Here is a 16193-nt window from a genome sequence, read left to right as displayed (position 1 = left end):
GAGCCAGGATCAAACTCTCCAACAAAAACTTGTCGAACAGCAATCCCGACAACAAAAGTGTTGCCAAAGGAATCCCAACCAACCAACCCCCCAAAGAGGGGTCAGCCAGTCCGGGGTATAAATCAAATTGGCACTGGCTTATCAAGCACCCTGTTGAGTTCTCAAAGAACAACCACACACCAGACCAGGAACCCCACACCGTGGAGCCCCCACCCGGGGCATCTCGTCCATCCACCCGCCGCTCTCGCGCCGGGCACTTTTACTACGTTACCCGGTGGTTTCCGCCGTGTCAAACCGGTATTTCGCGGTTTGCCATGCTTCCACCCGATTTCCGGGCACCACGAAGAGCGCGGCTGATAGCCGTTCCGTTCGCGGATTCGACAGGCCGGCCGCCGCGGTCTCCCGCTAGCTCGCCCGGTGCCCTGCCGGTCGTCAACCATACCCGGTCGGTTCCGCCTCACCAAATCCGCCCCTCGGCGAATCCGGGGCACCGCCCGGTCCAGGTCCCGATGATGTCAACCCATCGGAGCCTGAGGTTGTTCCCGCGCTCCGGCCTCTGGACTTTCGCCCTTTTCGTCCGTTCCGCGCTGGCAGAGAGAAAGTTACGCGCCCGGCGGAATGATCGTCAAATCCACCGGGCGCGTCCCGCGTCACACCGTCGACGTACGGCTATCTCTCCACCTCGACCCCGGCGAAGGACCGCTTGCCGCGGCGCAGCACCAGGTACCGGCCGTGCAGCAGGTCCTCCGGGGAGACCCGCGCGTCGACGTCGGTGACCCGGTTGTTGTTCAGGTAGGCGCCGCCCTCCGCGATCACCCGCCGCGCCTCCTTGTGGCTCGGCACCAGCCCGGACTCGCGCATCAGCGCGGCGATGTCGGGCAGCTCCCCGCCCACGTGCACCAGGCCCGCCTCGGTGAGCGCGGCCCGCAGCGTCGCCGGGGTGAGGTCGGTGAGCGAACCCCGACCGAAGAGCGCCTGGCTGGCGGCGACCGCCTGGGCCATCTCCCGCTCCCCGTGCACCAGCGCGGTCAGCTCCTCGGCCAACGCCCGCTGGGCCAGCCGCGCCGCCGGACGCTCGGCGGTCTCCTTCTCCAGCGCCTCCAGCTCCTCCCGGGAGCGGAAGCTGAAGAACCGCAGGTACCGGTTCACGTCCCGGTCGTCGACGTTGACCCAGAACTGGTAGAACGCGTACGGGCTGGTCATCTCCGGGTCGAGCCAGACCGCGCCGCCCTCGGTCTTGCCGAACTTCGTCCCGTCCGACCGGGTGACCAGCGGCGTGGTGAACGCCTGGACCGGCCCGGCGCCGCGGCGGCGGACGTAGTCCACCCCGGCGGTGATGTTGCCCCACTGGTCGGAACCGCCGAACTGGAGCTGGCAGCCGTGCCGGCGGTGCAGCTCGAAGAAGTCGTTCGCCTGCAGCAACTGGTAGCTGAACTCGGTGAAGCTGATGCCGCTCTCCAGCCGCGCCTTGACCACCTCCCGGGCGAGCATCTTGTTCACCGGGAAGTGCTTGCCGACGTCGCGGAGGAACTCGACCACCGACATCTCGCCGGTCCAGTCCAGGTTGTTGACCAGGTGCGCGGCGTTCTCCCCGGTGTACGAGACGAACGGGGCGAGCTGGTCGCGGATCCGGGCCACCCAACCGGCGACCACCTCCGGCGGGTTGAGCGTGCGCTCGGCGCTCTCCTTCGGGTCGCCGATCTGCCCGGTCGCCCCGCCCACCAGCAGCAGCGGGCGGTGCCCGGCGAGCTGGAGCCGGCGGGCCGTGGCGACCTGCACGAGGTGGCCGACGTGCAGACTGGGCGCGGTCGGGTCGAAGCCCACATAGAAGGCCGCCCGGGGGCCGTCGAGCAGCGTACGCAGCTCGTCGATGCCGGTGGAGTCCTGGATCAGGCCACGCCACAGCAGGTCTTCGGTCAGGGAGTCCCGCCCCGGCGGCGGGAGGCTGGTGTCGGTCACGGTCACCGATTCTCCCCCATCCCGGGCGGTGACCCGTACCGGGTTTGCCCAGCCGGTCCCCGATACGCTGGCGTTCCATGATCGAGGAGGGCTGCGTGGAGACGACGGAGATGGCGGGCGGCTTCGTCGCCCTGCTCGGCCTGAAGTTCGACGAGGTGAGCGGGGACCGGGTGGTCATCCGCTGGCAGGTCCGCCCGGAGCTGCACCAGCCGTACGGCATCCAGCACGGCGGGGTGTACTGCGCGGTGGTGGAGACGGCGGCCAGCGTGGGCGGCGCCCTCTGGTTGGCCGACCGCGGCCAGGTGGTCGGCGTGTCCAACCAGACCGACTTCCTGCGCGCGGTCCGCGACGGCGAGCTGACGGCGGTCGGCACGCCCGTGCACCGGGGCCGCAGCCAGCAGCTCTGGCAGGTGGAGATCACCGACGCGGACGCCCGGCTGGTGGCCCGCGGCCAGGTCCGGTTGCAGAACCTCTCCCCCGCCTGACCGCCCCCCGCCCGCCGGCGCGGCGGGTCCGGCGACGCCCGGGTGGGCGCGGGACACGACCCGAGGTCCGGCCGACCGGCGGCCAGACCGGGCCGTGGGTCAGCCGCCCGCCCGGTCCAGCAGGGGCTCGGCGTCCGGATCCGGGTCGTCGCCGCTGGGCTCGGACCGGCGCAGCCGCACCTCGGCGATCGCGCGGTGCGCGATGCGGGTGACCACCAGGTCCCAGCCGTCGACGGTGACGCTCTCCCCCGCCACGGTGGGAATGTGGCCGAGGCAGGCGAGCACCAGCCCGGCGACGGTGGTGTAGTCACCCTCGGGTCGGCCGGGCAGTTCGACGCCGAGGTCCGGCAGGTCGTGCACCGGGAAGGTGCCGGGCAGCAACAGCGCGCCGTCCGGCTCGGTGCGCACCGCGCCCAGGTCCCGGTCGGTCTCGTCGTAGATCTCGCCGACGATCTCCTCGAGGATGTCCTCCAGGGTGACGATCCCGTCGACGGCGCCCCGCTCGTCGACCACCAGGGCGATGTGCTGGCGTTCCGCCTTGAACTGGCGCAGCGCGTCGACCACCGGCAGCGAGTCGGGCAGCAGCATCGGCGGCCGGACGCAGTCGTCGATCGGCCGGTCGTCCGGCACGCCGACCAGGTCCCGCAGGTGGATCACCCCGACCGCGTCGTCCAGGCCGCCGTGGCGTACCACCGGCGCCCGGGAGTGCCCGGACGCGGCGAGCACCAGCCGGGCGGCCTCCGCGGTGGTGCCACTGTCCAGCGTGAAGACCTGCAACCGGGGCACCAGCACGGCGCGCAGTTGCCGGTCGGCGATCTCCACCGCGCCGGCGATGATGGTCTGCTGTTCCTTGGTGAAGCCGTGGTTGCCGGCGACGATGTCGCGCAGCTCGTCGGGGCTGATCTCGTCGCGCTGCGGTTGCGGGTTGAGCCCCACCAGCCGCACCACCAGGTCGCTGGTGGCGCCGAGCGCCCAGACGGCCGGCCGGGTGACGGAGGCGAGCAGGTCCAGCGGGCGGGCGACCAGCAGCGCCCAGCGCTCGGGCACCTGCATGGCGATCCGCTTCGGGGCCAGTTCGCCGAAGACCAGGGTGACGAAGGTCAGCGCCAGGGTGACCACCACGATGGCGACCGGTTCGGCCGCACCGCCGAGCGCGCCCAGCAGCGGCACCAGCGGCCGGGCCAGGGAGACCGCGGCGGCGGCCGAGGCCAGGAAGCCGGCGAGCGTGATGCCGATCTGGATGGTGGCCAGGAAGCGGTTCGGGTCGGTGGCGAGGCGGGCCAGCACCCGGCCGGCCCGACTGGTGCGCTCCAGCCGCTGGACCTGGCTGTCCCGCAGCGAGACCAGGGCCATCTCGCTGCCGGCGAAGAGGGCGTTCAGGACGACCAGGACTCCGACCAGGGCCAGCTGGCTCCCGTAGCTCTGCACGCCCGGTTCTCCCTCGCACGGACCACGCCGATCGGCGCCGCCGGGCGGAGGCCCCGCCGGCGTACGCGCATCTGTGCCCCGCGGACCGGGCGGTGAATCCTGCTTCCGCCGTCCGGGTGACCCGGGCTACGCCCGCCCGCCGGCCGGCGGCGCCGGGAGGTCCAGCACGTACGCGCCGCCCTCCGGGCGGAAGCCGAGCCGGTGGTAGTAGGGGGCGACCATGCCGGGCGGGCTGACCACCCGGCGGAAGCCCCGGTCGGTGAAGAGCCGGCTGCGCCGGTAGACGAACTCGCCCGGGGTGAAGTCCCGGAACCGCTGGGTCACGTAGTCGAGGTCGATCTGGGCCACGCCGCCGGGTTCGGCGTGCGAGAGCACCACGCCGACCACCTCGTCCGCGCGGACCACCAGGAAGGCCGAGCGCTCGGCGGCGGTGCCGGGCGGCCAGCGGAAGCCGGGGTTGAACCGGGCGATGTCGGCGCCGTGCACCCGCAGGGTGTGGGCGAGGAACTGGTCGTCGACGCCGACCTCGACCACCCGGTAGGTCTCCTCGTCGTGCCGGGTGGCCAGCATCTTCCGCAGATACCAGACGTTGATCACGGCCAGCACCACGTTGAGCCCGACCATCGGCCAGACGGCCAGCGCGGCGTTGTAGCCGATCAGCACCAGGCAGCCGAGCAGGTTGAGGGCGCGCAGTCGCAGGATGCGCGCCTGCAGCAGCGACCAGACCAGCAGCGCGGAGCCGGCCCAGCCGATCAGATCCAGCCAGTTCACCCCGCGAGGGTAGTGCCCGCGCCGGGCGGTGCCGGCGCCGGGAGCGGGCCGCGGACCGGGCGGGCGCCGGCAGCGGGCCGCGGACCGGGCGGGCGCCGCGGCGGCTCAGCCGGTGAGCTCCAGCAGGTACTCCTCGACGTCGTGGCCGCGGCCGGCGGCGTAGCCGTGGTCCTCGCCACAGATGACGAAGCCGCACTTGCGCAGCACGGCGAGCGAGCCGGCATTGTCCTTGGCGGCCCGGGCGTGCAGCGGACGCTTGGGCACCTCGCGCAGCAGCGCGGCCAGGGCCCGGGTGGCGTAGCCGCGGCCCCAGTGCTGCCGGTCGATCCAGTAGCTGACCTCGGTGCGCTCGCCCACGGGGAAGGCGTGCACGTGCCCGACCACCCGGCCGTCGACGGTCACGGTGCGGGAGACGATCTCCGGATTGCCGCGCACCCGCTTCCAGTGGGCGGCGAAGCCCTCCCGGTCGGCCGGGTCGTCGACGGTGAAGGCGGCCATCCGGATCGCCTCCGGATCCAGCTGGTGCCGGTAGAACTCCGGCAGGTCGTCGTCGTGAACGGGGCGGAGCTGCAGGTCGGCGGTCACGGGCCCGAGGATAGGACGGGGGTGTGACATCCGGGACCTCCGGCCCGCCAGCCACCCCGTCCGGCCCTGTCCGGGCCGTCGCCGGCATTGCTACCAATGAATCGGATGCCGAGACGGCGGGCGGAGCGGAGGCCGGGATGTCGACGTACGGCAGGGCGGAGGGCGACCGGAGCCGGGCCACGGCGCGGCCGGCCGGTCCCGGATCCGACTCCCGTGAGGAGGTGCCGCGATGACCGCGATCTTCAACCCCACCGGGCCCGCCCCGCTGGCCCCGCCGGTCCGGCCGGCGTCCGAGCCGCCCGGCCAGCCGGCGGTACGCGGACCCGTCGGCCCGGTGCTGGAGCTGCCCGGCACGCCCGGCGCCGCGCTGGTGCCGGTGACCCACCAGGGCCGCCCGGTCGGCGCGTTCGTCCTGTCCGGCGGGCGGGTGCGGTACCGGCCGGTGCCGGACCCGGACCGGTTGCTCGCCGCCGGCGCCGGCGTCCTCGCCGCCGGCCTGCTCGCCGCCGGGGTGGTCGCGGTCGGCCGGCGGCGCCCGCCGGCGATCGGCGCGGTGACCATGGGCCCGGGTGGCTGGGTGAGCCTGAAGGGGCTGCCCGCGCCCGGCCGGCGCGCCCCTGGTGGGCCCGGCTGCTGCGGCCGCACCCCCCCGTCGCCCACCGCTGCCCTGGGCGGGGTGGGCGGTCCGCCGCCCCCGCCCCGCACCGGCCCCGGCGCCGGGCGGGCCCCCGGCCGTCCCGGACCGGACGCGCCACTCGCCCCCCCCGGTGGCGCTCCGGCCCGGGACGGCCCGTCCGCGGGCGGCATCGGCCCGCGGATGGTCCTCCGGCCGAGTACGGTCGGTGGCATGCGCCTGCCCACCGCCGCGACCACCGCGGGCTCCCTCATCGGCGGGTGGCAACTCGCCCGCCGCACCGGCAACCGTCCCCTCGGCGGCGTGGTCCTCGCCGCGGGGGGTGTCCTGGCCGGACGGGAGTGGGCCCGGCGGACCAGCCCCGCGGTGACGACGGCGCTGGTCGCCACCTACCTCGGGGCGTTCGGCCTGTCGCACCCGCTGGCCCGGCGCATCGGCGCCTGGCCCGCCGTGCTGGCCGTCTCGGCGCTCACCGCGGCCACCGCGTACGCCGTCGCGGACCGCCGCGATCCCCGCTGAGCACCACCCGGTCCCCCGCCGACGGATCGCACCCCGGTGGAACGGCGTGCCGGCCGGCGACGGCGGGCGGACAATGACCCGATGAGGAGACTGGTGGGCAGCGGAGTCCGACGTGCGCGCGGAGTGCGGGCGTCCGGCGCGACGGCGGTCGGCGCCCGGGCGGTCGGCGCGGCGGCGACCGGGGCGGCTGCCGTCGGCGCCCGGGCCGGCGGCGCGGCGTCCGTCGGCGCGCTGGCGATCGGCGCGCTGGCCACCGGGGCCGGCGCCGTGGCGGTGCTGGCCATCGGGCGGCTGGCGATCCGCCGGGCGGTGATCCGCGAGCTGCGCATCGGACGGCTGGAGGTCGACGAGCTGGTCGTGCGCCGCCGGGTGGACGTCCCCGGCGACGACTGACGGCGGCGGGCCCGCGCCGCGCGGTGCCGCCGGATTGGCCGCCGCGCGGGGCGGGGCCGGTCGGCGCACGGGTGGCGCGGGTCAGCCCGCGCCGGGCTCCGGCGTCGGGTAGCCGTACAGCTCGATCAGCCGGCCCCGGGCGGCGTGCAGCCGGTCCACCACCACGCTCATGAACCGCGTGGTGAGCTGCCGGCCGAACGCGTCGTCGGACTCCATCAGCCGGCGCAGCCCGGCGGCGTTGAACTCCACGGCGGTGCTGCGGCGCACCGCCACCGCGCCGAACTGCCAGCGGTAGGGCGGGAAGAGCCAGGACCAGCCGAGCACCCCGCCCGGCCCGATCTCCTCGATCTCCACGTCACCCCGTCCGGGCACCTCGAAGTCGAGCGCCACCTGCCCGTCGCGGACCAGCCAGCACCGCTCGGCCGGCTGGCCGGCGCGGAACAGCCGGTGCCCGGGGTGCCAGACCACCGGGCGGGCGTACCCGGCCAACCGGGGCAGCCACGGCTCGGGGAGCCCGGCGAGGAAGGGGTGTGCGCGGAGCACGTCGAGGGTGGTCATCGCGTACCCCTCTCCGGTGGGTGTGCCGGACCGGCCGGTCGTCCCATTCGACCGCATCCGGGCCGGCGGCGCGAGGGTGGAGAGCGGGGCGGTGTGCCGCGGGGCGCGCGGCGAAGCGGCGGAGGGTGATGTGGCGACCGGGGTGGACGTGGACGTGGCGGTGGGCACCCCGATCGAGCCGACCGGCGGGCTCGGCTCGGCGGAGGCCGCCGCGCGGTTGCGCGCGGACGGGCCGAACGCGGCGTCGCCGCCGCCCCGCCGGCACCTCGCCGCCCGGATCCTGCACCAGCTCACCGACCCGCTGGTGGCCCTGCTGCTGGCCGCCGCGGTGGTCACCACCGTGCTGCGCGACTACCCGGACACCGCGGTGATCGTGCTGGTCGTGCTGGTCAACACCGCGATCGGGGTGGTCCAGGAGGTACGCGCCGACCGGGCCATCGCCGCGCTCGACCAGCTCGCCGCGCCCACCGCCCGGGTGCTGCGCGACGGCCGGGACGCGGTGCTGCCCGCCGCCGAGCTGGTCCGCGGCGACGTGGTGCGGGTCGAGGCGGGCGACGTGGTCCCCGCCGACCTGCGGCTGACCGAGGCCAGCCGGCTGCACCTGGACGAGTCGGCGCTGACCGGCGAGTCGGTGCCGGTCGGCCGGGACGCCGGCGAGGAGGCCAGCGCCGGCACGGTGGTCACCACCGGCCGGGCCACCGGCACCGTGGTGCGCACCGGCCCGGCCAGCGCGCTCGGCCGGATCAGCGCGCTGGTGGCGGCCACCCGGCCGGCCGCGACGCCGTTGCAGCGCCGGCTGACCTCGCTGGGCCGCGTCCTCGGGCTGGCCGCGGTGCTGCTCTCCGGGCTGGTCTTCGTGATCGGCGTGCTCGGCGGGCGGCCGGTGGTGGACATGGCGGTGACCGCGGTCAGCCTGGTGGTGGCGGCGGTGCCCGAGTCGCTGCCGGCGGTGGTCACCCTCGCCCTCGCCCTCGGCGCCCGCCGGATGGCCGGGGCCCGGGCCATCCCGCGCCGGCTGCACGCCGTGGAGACCCTCGGCTCGGTCACGGTGATCGCCTCCGACAAGACCGGGACGCTCACCGAGGGGCGGATGGCGGTGCAGCAGGCCGTCACCACCGACGGCGCCCGGTACGCGGTGACCGGCCGCGGCTACGCCCCGCACGGCGCGGTGCACCGCCGGGGCGAGCCGGTGGCCGTACCGGAGGAGCTGCGCCGGCTGGCCCGGGCCGGGCTGCTCTGCAACGACGCGACGCTGGCGCCGCCGACCGACGAGCGGCCGGAGTGGACCGCCGTGGGCGACCCGCTGGAGGCGGCGCTGGTCGCCTTCGCCGCGCGCTGCGGCCTCGATCCGTCGGCCACCCGGTCGGCCTGGCCGCGGGTCGTCGAGCACCCGTTCGACCAGGAGCTGCGCCGGATGACCACGGTGCACCGCTCCTGCGACGGCCGGTACCTGGTGGTGTGCAAGGGCGCGCCGGAGAACGTGCTGACCGCGTCCGTGCTGGACGCCACCGCCGAGGAGATCGCCGAGCTGACCGCCACCGCGCACCGGCTGGCCGGCGAGGGGCTGCGGGTGCTCGCGGTCGCGTCCGCTCTGCTGGGCGCGCCACCGGCCGACCCGGCCCGGCCGACCGGGCTGCGGCCGGTGGGGCTGGTCGCCGTCGGCGACCCGCTGCGCGCCGGCGCGGCGGACATCGCCGGCAGCTTCGACACCGCCGGGGTGCGGCTGGTGCTGGTCACCGGGGACCACCCGGCGACCGCCGCGGCGATCGGCGGGCAGCTCGGGCTCTGGCGCGAGGGCGACCCGCTGGTCCGCGGCGACGACGAGGACCCGGCCCGGGCGCATCCCGAGACCCGGGTGTACGCCCGCACCCAGCCGGAGCAGAAGCTGGACATCATCGCCGGTCTGCAGTCCCGGGGGCACGTGGTGGCGATGACCGGCGACGGCGTCAACGACGCCCCGGCGCTGCGCCGCGCCGACATCGGGGTGGCCATGGGCGGCGGTACCGAGGTGGCCCGGCAGGCCGCCGACCTGGTGCTGGTCGACGACGACCTGTCCACGGTGGCCGCCGCGATCGGCGAGGGGCGGCGGATCTACGACAACATCCGCCGGTTCCTGCGCTACGCGCTCTCCGGTGGGGTCGCCGAGATCGCGGTGATGCTGCTCGGCCCGCTGTTCGGGTTGGCCGTACCGCTGCTGCCGGCGCAGATCCTCTGGGTGAACCTGCTCACCCACGGGGTGCCGGGGGTGGCGCTCGGCGCGGAGCCGGCGGAGCCCGGCACGCTGCGGCGGGCCCCGCGCTCCCCGCAGGAGTCCGTGCTCGGCGCGGGCCTCGGCCGGGACGTGCTGGTCACCGGGGCGCTGATCGCCGCCGTGGTGCTCGGCGCCGGGGTGCTCGCCCGGCACTGGGACCGCCCCTGGCAGTCGGTGGTCTTCGTGGTCCTCGGCCTGGCCCAGCTCGGGGTCGCGCTCGCGGTCCGCGCGCCGCGCCCGCGCGGCGCCGGACGCGGCAACCGCGCCCTGCCGGTCGCGGTGGCGGTGTCGGCGCTGCTCCAGGTGGCCGGGGTGCTGCTGCCGCCGCTGCGGGAGCTGCTCGGCACCGCGCCGCTCGGCGCGGCGGAGCTGCTCGCCTGCGCCGCGGTGAGCGTGCTGCCCGGGCTGGTGCTGTGGCTGGCCCGCCGGCCGCGGGCCGCGGCGCCCGGCGCGCCGGGCGGCGGTGACCCGGTCCTCGACGGTGACCCGGTGGTCGAGGGCGAACCCGTGCCGGCGCGGTCGCGCTGATCGGCGACCGGCCGGTGGGGTTCACCCGGCCGGGGGCAGCTCGGTCAGCCGGCCCGCCTGCTCGTGGTACTCGGCCCCGGTGCGCGGGCAGACGTACCGGCCGTCGCCCTTGGCGACCAGCGGTTCGCCCGCCCGCCCCACCCAGCCCACCCGGCGGGCCGGGACGCCGACCATGAGCGCGAAGTCGGGGACGTCGCGGGTGACCACGGCACCGGCCGCGACCAGTGCCCACCGGCCGATCGCGACGGGTGCCACGCAGACGGCCCGGGCACCGATCGAGGCGCCCTCGCCGACCAGGACCCCGACCGCTGTCCAGTCCGCGCCGCTCTTGAGCCGCCCCTGCGGGGTCACCGCGCGGGGGTACTCGTCGTTGGTGAGCACCGCGGCCGGCCCGACGAACACGCCGTCGGCCAGCTCCGCCGGCTCGTAGACGAGGGCGTGGTTCTGCAGCTTGACGTTGTCGCCGAGCCGGACCCCGGGCCCCACGTACGCGCCCCGGCCGATCACGCAGTCGCGGCCGACCGAGGCGTCCTCCCGGATCTGGGCGAGGTGCCAGACGCGGGTGCCGGGACGGATGGTGGCCCGTTCGTCCACGTCGGCCGTCGCGGCGATCCGCACCCCGTCCGGCCGCGCCCGGTGGGCATCCGTCATGTCCGCCTCCTTCCCGCCGCGGCGATCCTATGCGGGCTGGGAACGGTAGACGCTCGGCGACAAAGCCGATGTCAGCAAGCCGACGCAGGACCGGGAACGAACCGTCCGAGGACGGCGGACAACCCGAACGGACCTGTCGACCCCGGCGGCACCGCCGGATTTCCGGCTGCGCTATGGCGTACCGGGCGACGGTGTGGCTAGCTTGCCGGACGGACGTCGCCCACCGATCCCCTCCGCGAACGCGCTCTGTCCCGCCTAGCGAAACGGATGCTCCGTGAACTCATCGCACGTCGCCGCCGACGACCCGATCGGTGTGGCCGTCGTCGGCGCCGGCTACTGGGGGCCGAACCTCGTCCGCAACTTCCAGGCGTCCACCGACTTCCGGCTGCGCTGGCTCTGCGACCTGGACATGGGCCGCGCGGAGCGGGTGCTGGGCGGCTACTCGACCGTCCGGGCCACCGACGACCTCACCGCGGTGCTCGCCGACGACTCGGTCCGGGCGGTGGCCATCGCCACCCCGGCCGGCACCCACCTGGAGGTGGCGACGGCGGCGCTGCGCGCCGGCAAGCACGTGCTGGTGGAGAAGCCGCTGGCGGCGAGTTTCGCGCAGGGGCGGGCGCTGGTGGCCGAGGCGGAGCGGCGGGGACTGTCGCTGATGTGCGACCACACCTACTGCTACACGCCGGCCGTGCTGCGCATCCGCGACCTGCTGCACTCCGGCGACCTGGGCGAGTTGCAGTACCTCGACTCGGTGCGGATCAACCTCGGGCTGGTGCAGCGCGACATCGACGTGATGTGGGACCTCGCCCCGCACGACCTGTCCATCCTCGACTTCATCCTGCCGGCCGGGGTGGCACCGGTCGCGGTGGCCGCGCACGGCGCGGACCGGATCGGGGCGGGCCGCGCCTGCGTCGCGTACCTGACGCTGCGGTTGAACACCGGGGCGATCGCGCATATCCACGTCAACTGGCTCTCCCCGGTGAAGATCCGCACCACCATCATCGGCGGCTCGAAACGCACCCTGGTCTGGGACGACCTGAACCCCAGCCAGCGGCTGTCCATCTTCGACCGGGGGGTGGACGTGGCCTCGGCGGAGGAACTCGGCGACGAACAGCGCCGGGACATGCTGGTGTCGTACCGCTCGGGAGACATGGTGGCGCCGGCGCTGACCGAGCGGGAGGCGCTGCGCACCATGGTCGAGGAGTACGCGCGGTCGATCCGCAGCGGCACGCCGGCCCTGACCGACGGGCGGGCCGGCCTGCGGGTGATCGCCATCCTGGAGGCCGCCTCGCGCAGCCTCGCCGACGGCGGAAGATCGGTCAACCTCAGCGAGTGGATCGACGCGTGATGCGGCGCGTCGGTGCACCCGCGCTGCCCCGGCGGGGCACGGACGGAAGCGGAGTGTCGGCATGAGTGCCGTTGAGATCGCCGGAGCGCGTGCCCTGGTCACCGGTGGCGCGGGCACCATCGGCTCGCACGTGGTGGACCAGTTGGTCGCCGGCGGCGCGGCCGAGGTGGTGGTGCTGGACAACTTCGTCCGGGGCCGGCGGGAGAACCTGGCCCACGCCCTGCCGCACGGCAGCGTCCGGCTGGTCGAGGGCGACATCCGCGACGCCGGGCTGGTGCACGAGCTGACCCGGGGCCGGGACCTGGTCTTCCACCTCGCCGCCATCCGGATCACCCAGTGCGCGGAGGAGCCGCGACTGGCCAACGAGGTGCTGGTCGACGGCACGTTCAACGTGCTGGAGGCCGCGGCGGCCGCCAAGGTGCGGAAGGTGGTCCTCTCCTCGTCGGCCTCCGTGTACGGGCTCGCCGACGAGTTCCCGACCAACGAGCGGCACCACCCCTGGCACAACGACACCTTCTACGGCGCCGCGAAGGCGTTCAACGAGGGGATGCTGCGCAGCTTCCACCGCATGTACGGCCTGGACTACGTCGCCCTGCGGTACTTCAACGTCTACGGCCCCCGGATGGACATCCACGGGCTCTACACCGAGGTGCTGATCCGCTGGATGGAGCGGATCGAGGCCGGGACTCCCCCGCTGATCCTCGGCGACGGCCGGCAGACGATGGACTTCGTGCACGTCGCCGACATCGCCCGGGCCAACATCCTGGCCGCCCGCGCGGACGTGACCGACGAGGTGTTCAACATCGCCAGCGGCACCGAGACCAGCCTGGTCGAGCTGGCCCGGGCGCTCAGCGAGGTGATGAAGTCCGACCTGGCGCCGGAGCACGGCCCGGCCCGCGCGGTCAACGGGGTCACCCGCCGGCTCGCCGACACCACCGCCGCCGAGCGCGGGTTGGGCTTCCGCGCCGAGATCGGCCTGCACGAGGGGCTCCAGGGGCTGGTCGACTGGTGGCGGGCCGAGAAATGAGCGGCCCGCGCATCCCGGTGATGATCCCCCGGCTCGGCGAGGAGGAGGCGCAGGCCGCCGCCGAGGCGGTCCGCTCGGGCTGGGTGGCCCAGGGGCCGCGGGTGGCCCGGTTCGAGCGGGAGTTCGCCGCGCGGGTGGGCGCCGGCCACGGGGTGGCGGTCAGCTCCTGCACCACCGCGCTGCACCTGGCGCTGGTGCTGCTGGAGATCGGCCCGGGCGACGAGGTGATCGTGCCGTCGTTCTCCTTCATCGCCACCGCCAACGCGGTGCGCTACGTCGGGGCGGAGCCGGTCTTCGCCGACGTGGACCTCGCCACCGGCAACCTGACCGTGGCGACGGTCGACGCGGTGCGCACCCCACGCACCCGGGCGGTGATCGCGGTGCACCAGGGCGGGGTGCCGTTCGACGTCGCCGCGCTGCGGGAGGCCGCCGCCGGCTGGGCGCTGCCGCTGGTCGAGGACGCGGCCTGCGCCGCCGGCGCCACGGCGTACGGGCGGCCGGTCGGCGCCGGCGCCACCGTCGCGGCCTGGTCGTTCCACCCCCGGAAGCTGCTGACCACCGGCGAGGGCGGGATGCTCACGGTGGACGATCCGGAGTGGGCCGCCCGGCTGCGCCGGCTGCGCGAGCACGGGATGAACGTCTCCGCCGCCGATCGGCACGCCAGCGCGCAGCCGGTGCTGGAGGCGTACCTGGAGACAGCCTTCAACTACCGGATGACCGACATCCAGGCGGCGATCGGGCTGGTCCAGCTCGGCCGGCTCACCGAGCTGGTGGCGCAGCGGCGCGCGCTCGCCGCGCGCTACCACGACCTGCTCGCCGGCATCGAGGGCCTGGTGCCGGTCCGCGACCCGGCCCACGGCGAGACCAACTACCAGTCGTTCTGGGTGCTCATCGACCCGGCGTACGGCGTGGGCCGCGACGAGGTCCTCGCCGAGCTGGCCACCGCGGGCGTGTCGGCCCGGCGCGGCATCATGGCCGCCCACCTGGAGCCGGCGTACGCCGACGTGACACCCGCGCCGCTGCCGGTGACCGAGCGGCTGACCCGCGACTCGCTGATCCTGCCGCTGCACCACGCGCTGACCGAGGCCGACCAGGACCACGTGGTCGGCGTGCTGCGCAAGCTGGCCCGCTGATGCGCGACCTGGTCATCGTCGGCGCGGGCGGGTTCGCCCGGGAGACCGCCGCGGCGGTCCGCGCGGTCAACGAGGCCCGCCCGACCTGGCGGCTGCGCGGCTTCCTGGACGACGACCCCGCGCTGCACGGCACCGTCCGCGCCGGGACACCGATCCTCGGCGGCACCGACCGGCTGGCCGACCTGCCGGAGTCGGCGGTCGTCGTCTGCGTCGGCAGTCCCCGCGACTACCGGGCGCGGCAGCGGATCGTCCGGCGGCTCGGCCTGCCGGCGCGGCGCTACGCCACGATCGTGCACCCGTCCGCCGTGGTCGGCGCCGGCAGCGTCCTCGGTCCCGGCACCGTGCTGCTGGCCGGCGCGGTGCTCACCGCGGACGTGACCGTCGGCGCCCACGTCGCGGTGATGCCGCACGCCGTGCTCACCCACGACGACCGGGTGCACGACCACGTGACCATCGCCTCCGGCGTCCGGCTCGGCGGCGGCGCGGTGCTGCGGCTCGGCGCGTACGTCGGCACCGGCGCCCTGCTGCGCGAGGGCGTCACGGTCGGCGAGTGGTCGCTGGTCGGGATGGGTTCGGTGGTGCTGCGTGACGTGCCGCCCGGCGAGGTGTGGGCCGGCAACCCGGCCCGGCGGCTGCGCCCGGTCGAGGAGCCGGCGGGAACCGAGCACGGGCCGGCGCCGGCAGCGTCGGTGGCGGCGGTGGGGGAACTGGCCGTGACGAGGGTTGTGGGGAGCTGACCATGCCGGGAGTACCGCTCGTGGATCTCGCCGCCGCGCATGCGGAGGTGGCGGAGGAGGTGGAGGCCGGCTTCAAGCGGGTCATCGCCGACACGGCCTTCATCGGCGGCGCCGAGGTCGCCGCGTTCGAGAGGGAGTACGCCGCGTTCAGCGGGGTGCCGCACTGCGTCGGGGTGGCCAACGGCACCGACGCGCTCGAACTGGCGCTGCGCGCCGTCGGCGTCGGGCCCGGCGCCGAGGTGATCCTGCCGACAAACACCTTCATCGCCACCGCGGAGGCGGTCGCCCGGGCCGGCGCGCGACCGGTGCTGGTCGACTGCGACCCGGAGACGTACCTGATCGACGTCGAGGCGGCGCTGGCCGCGGTCACCCCGGCCACCCGGGCGGTCGTCCCGGTGCACCTCTACGGGCAGTTGGCGCCGGTGGAGCGGCTGCGGGCGGGCCTGGCCGGCCGCGCCGTCGCCGTCGTCGAGGACGCCGCGCAGTGCCAGGGCGCCACCCGGCACGGGCGCGGGGCCGGCAGCGACGGCATCGCCGCGACGAGCTTCTACCCGGGCAAGAACCTGGGCGCGTACGGCGACGCGGGCGCGGTGGTGACCGCCGACGCCGAGCTCGCCCGGACGGTCCGCACGCTGGGCAGCCACGGCGGCCTGACCAAGTACGCGCACGACATCGTCGGGGTGAACAGCCGGCTGGACGGGCTCCAGGCGGTGGTGCTGCGCGCCAAGCTCGCCCGGCTGGCGGCCTGGAACGCGGCGCGGCGGGCCGCCGCCGCCCGGTACGACGCGCTGCTGGCGGCGGTGGACGTGACCCGCCCGGTGACCCTGCCGGGCAACGAGCACGTCTGGCACATCTACTGCGTCCGGATCCCGGGCGACGGTACCCCGGCCCGGCGGGACAGGGTGCTGGCGCGGCTGAACGCGGCCGGGGTCGGCGCGGGCATCCACTACCCGGTGCCGGTGCACCGCACGCCCGCGTTCGCCGATCTCGGTCACCGGGAGGGGGCGTTCCCGCGGGCGGAGCGGATCGCGTCCGAGCTGCTGTCGTTGCCGATCTACCCGCAGATCACCGCGGACCAGCAGGAGGCCGTGGTGGCGGCGCTGACCGCGGCGCTGGCCGGCTGACGGGTCGGGAGGGGCCGCCGGCCGGGGCGTACCGCGCGCGGCCGACGGTGGGCGGCCCGCCG

General features: G+C 75.4%; 15 protein-coding genes. 9 read left to right on the top strand and 6 right to left on the bottom strand.

Annotated features, from left to right (window positions below; translation table 11 throughout):
- Window positions 1-669: 669 nt before the first annotated feature.
- Window positions 670-1959, bottom strand: a complete 1290-nt coding sequence (gene tyrS, locus SM577_RS21745) for a tyrosine--tRNA ligase (protein WP_474582040.1) — start codon at window positions 1957-1959, stop codon at window positions 670-672.
- A gap of 77 nt (window positions 1960-2036) precedes the next feature.
- On the opposite strand from tyrS, the gene SM577_RS21740 reads away from it, so the two are divergent.
- Complete coding sequence (locus SM577_RS21740) at window positions 2037-2444, top strand: PaaI family thioesterase (RefSeq protein WP_474582035.1); 408 nt, start codon at window positions 2037-2039, stop codon at window positions 2442-2444.
- A 99-nt stretch (window positions 2445-2543) separates the two neighbouring features.
- Here SM577_RS21740 and SM577_RS21735 read toward each other — a convergent pair whose 3' ends face one another.
- From SM577_RS21735 to SM577_RS21725, 3 genes are all read right to left on the bottom strand, one after another.
- Window positions 2544-3872, bottom strand: coding sequence for a hemolysin family protein (locus tag SM577_RS21735; protein WP_474587841.1), 1329 nt, complete (start codon window positions 3870-3872; stop codon window positions 2544-2546).
- A 126-nt stretch (window positions 3873-3998) separates the two neighbouring features.
- On the bottom strand, window positions 3999-4643 hold the full coding sequence (locus tag SM577_RS21730) for a hypothetical protein (RefSeq protein WP_474587840.1): 645 nt from the start codon (window positions 4641-4643) through the stop codon (window positions 3999-4001).
- 105 nt (window positions 4644-4748) lie between these two features.
- Window positions 4749-5228, bottom strand: a complete 480-nt coding sequence (locus SM577_RS21725; RefSeq protein ID WP_302921241.1) for a GNAT family N-acetyltransferase — start codon at window positions 5226-5228, stop codon at window positions 4749-4751.
- A gap of 229 nt (window positions 5229-5457) precedes the next feature.
- Here SM577_RS21725 and SM577_RS21720 point away from each other — a divergent pair, with 229 nt between their 5' ends.
- Both SM577_RS21720 and SM577_RS21715 read left to right on the top strand, forming a co-directional pair.
- Complete coding sequence (locus SM577_RS21720) at window positions 5458-6381, top strand: hypothetical protein (RefSeq protein ID WP_474587839.1); 924 nt, start codon at window positions 5458-5460, stop codon at window positions 6379-6381.
- A gap of 81 nt (window positions 6382-6462) precedes the next feature.
- Window positions 6463-6774 carry a hypothetical protein gene (locus SM577_RS21715; protein WP_302921238.1) on the top strand — a complete coding sequence of 104 codons (312 nt, stop codon included), beginning with the start codon at window positions 6463-6465 and terminating at the stop codon, window positions 6772-6774.
- An 81-nt stretch (window positions 6775-6855) separates the two neighbouring features.
- On the opposite strand, the gene SM577_RS21710 is transcribed toward SM577_RS21715, so the two are convergent.
- Window positions 6856-7332 carry a cyclic nucleotide-binding domain-containing protein gene (locus SM577_RS21710; RefSeq protein ID WP_302921237.1) on the bottom strand — a complete coding sequence of 159 codons (477 nt, stop codon included), beginning with the start codon at window positions 7330-7332 and terminating at the stop codon, window positions 6856-6858.
- Window positions 7333-7462: 130 nt separating this feature from the next.
- On the opposite strand from SM577_RS21710, the gene SM577_RS21705 reads away from it, so the two are divergent.
- Complete coding sequence (locus SM577_RS21705) at window positions 7463-10111, top strand: cation-translocating P-type ATPase (protein ID WP_474587838.1); 2649 nt, start codon at window positions 7463-7465, stop codon at window positions 10109-10111.
- Window positions 10112-10132: 21 nt separating this feature from the next.
- Here SM577_RS21705 and SM577_RS21700 read toward each other — a convergent pair whose 3' ends face one another.
- The gene (locus SM577_RS21700; RefSeq protein WP_474587837.1) at window positions 10133-10762 is read right to left on the bottom strand and encodes an acyltransferase; all 630 of its coding nucleotides are present in this window, start codon (window positions 10760-10762) and stop codon (window positions 10133-10135) included.
- Between the two features lie 274 nt (window positions 10763-11036).
- On the opposite strand from SM577_RS21700, the gene SM577_RS21695 reads away from it, so the two are divergent.
- From SM577_RS21695 to SM577_RS21675, 5 genes are all read left to right on the top strand, one after another.
- A complete protein-coding gene (locus tag SM577_RS21695) occupies window positions 11037-12110 on the top strand; it encodes a Gfo/Idh/MocA family protein (protein ID WP_474587836.1) in 1074 nt (357 codons plus the stop codon).
- Between the two features lie 61 nt (window positions 12111-12171).
- The gene (locus SM577_RS21690) at window positions 12172-13137 is read left to right on the top strand and encodes an NAD-dependent epimerase/dehydratase family protein (protein ID WP_302921233.1); all 966 of its coding nucleotides are present in this window, start codon (window positions 12172-12174) and stop codon (window positions 13135-13137) included.
- A complete protein-coding gene (locus SM577_RS21685) occupies window positions 13134-14270 on the top strand; it encodes a DegT/DnrJ/EryC1/StrS family aminotransferase (protein ID WP_474587835.1) in 1137 nt (378 codons plus the stop codon). Before SM577_RS21690 ends, SM577_RS21685 begins: the two co-directional genes overlap by 4 nt.
- Window positions 14270-15007, top strand: coding sequence for an acetyltransferase (locus tag SM577_RS21680; RefSeq protein ID WP_474587834.1), 738 nt, complete (start codon window positions 14270-14272; stop codon window positions 15005-15007). The genes SM577_RS21685 and SM577_RS21680 overlap by 1 nt, the downstream gene beginning before the upstream one ends.
- A 2-nt stretch (window positions 15008-15009) precedes the next feature.
- On the top strand, window positions 15010-16131 hold the full coding sequence (locus SM577_RS21675) for a DegT/DnrJ/EryC1/StrS family aminotransferase (RefSeq protein ID WP_302921230.1): 1122 nt from the start codon (window positions 15010-15012) through the stop codon (window positions 16129-16131).
- The last annotated feature ends 62 nt before the right edge of the window (window positions 16132-16193 follow it).

Source organism: Micromonospora desertarenae, from assembly GCF_056150265.1.
The sequence above is the reverse complement of the archived record's forward strand: the minus strand, read 5'-3'. Positions and strand labels throughout refer to the sequence as shown.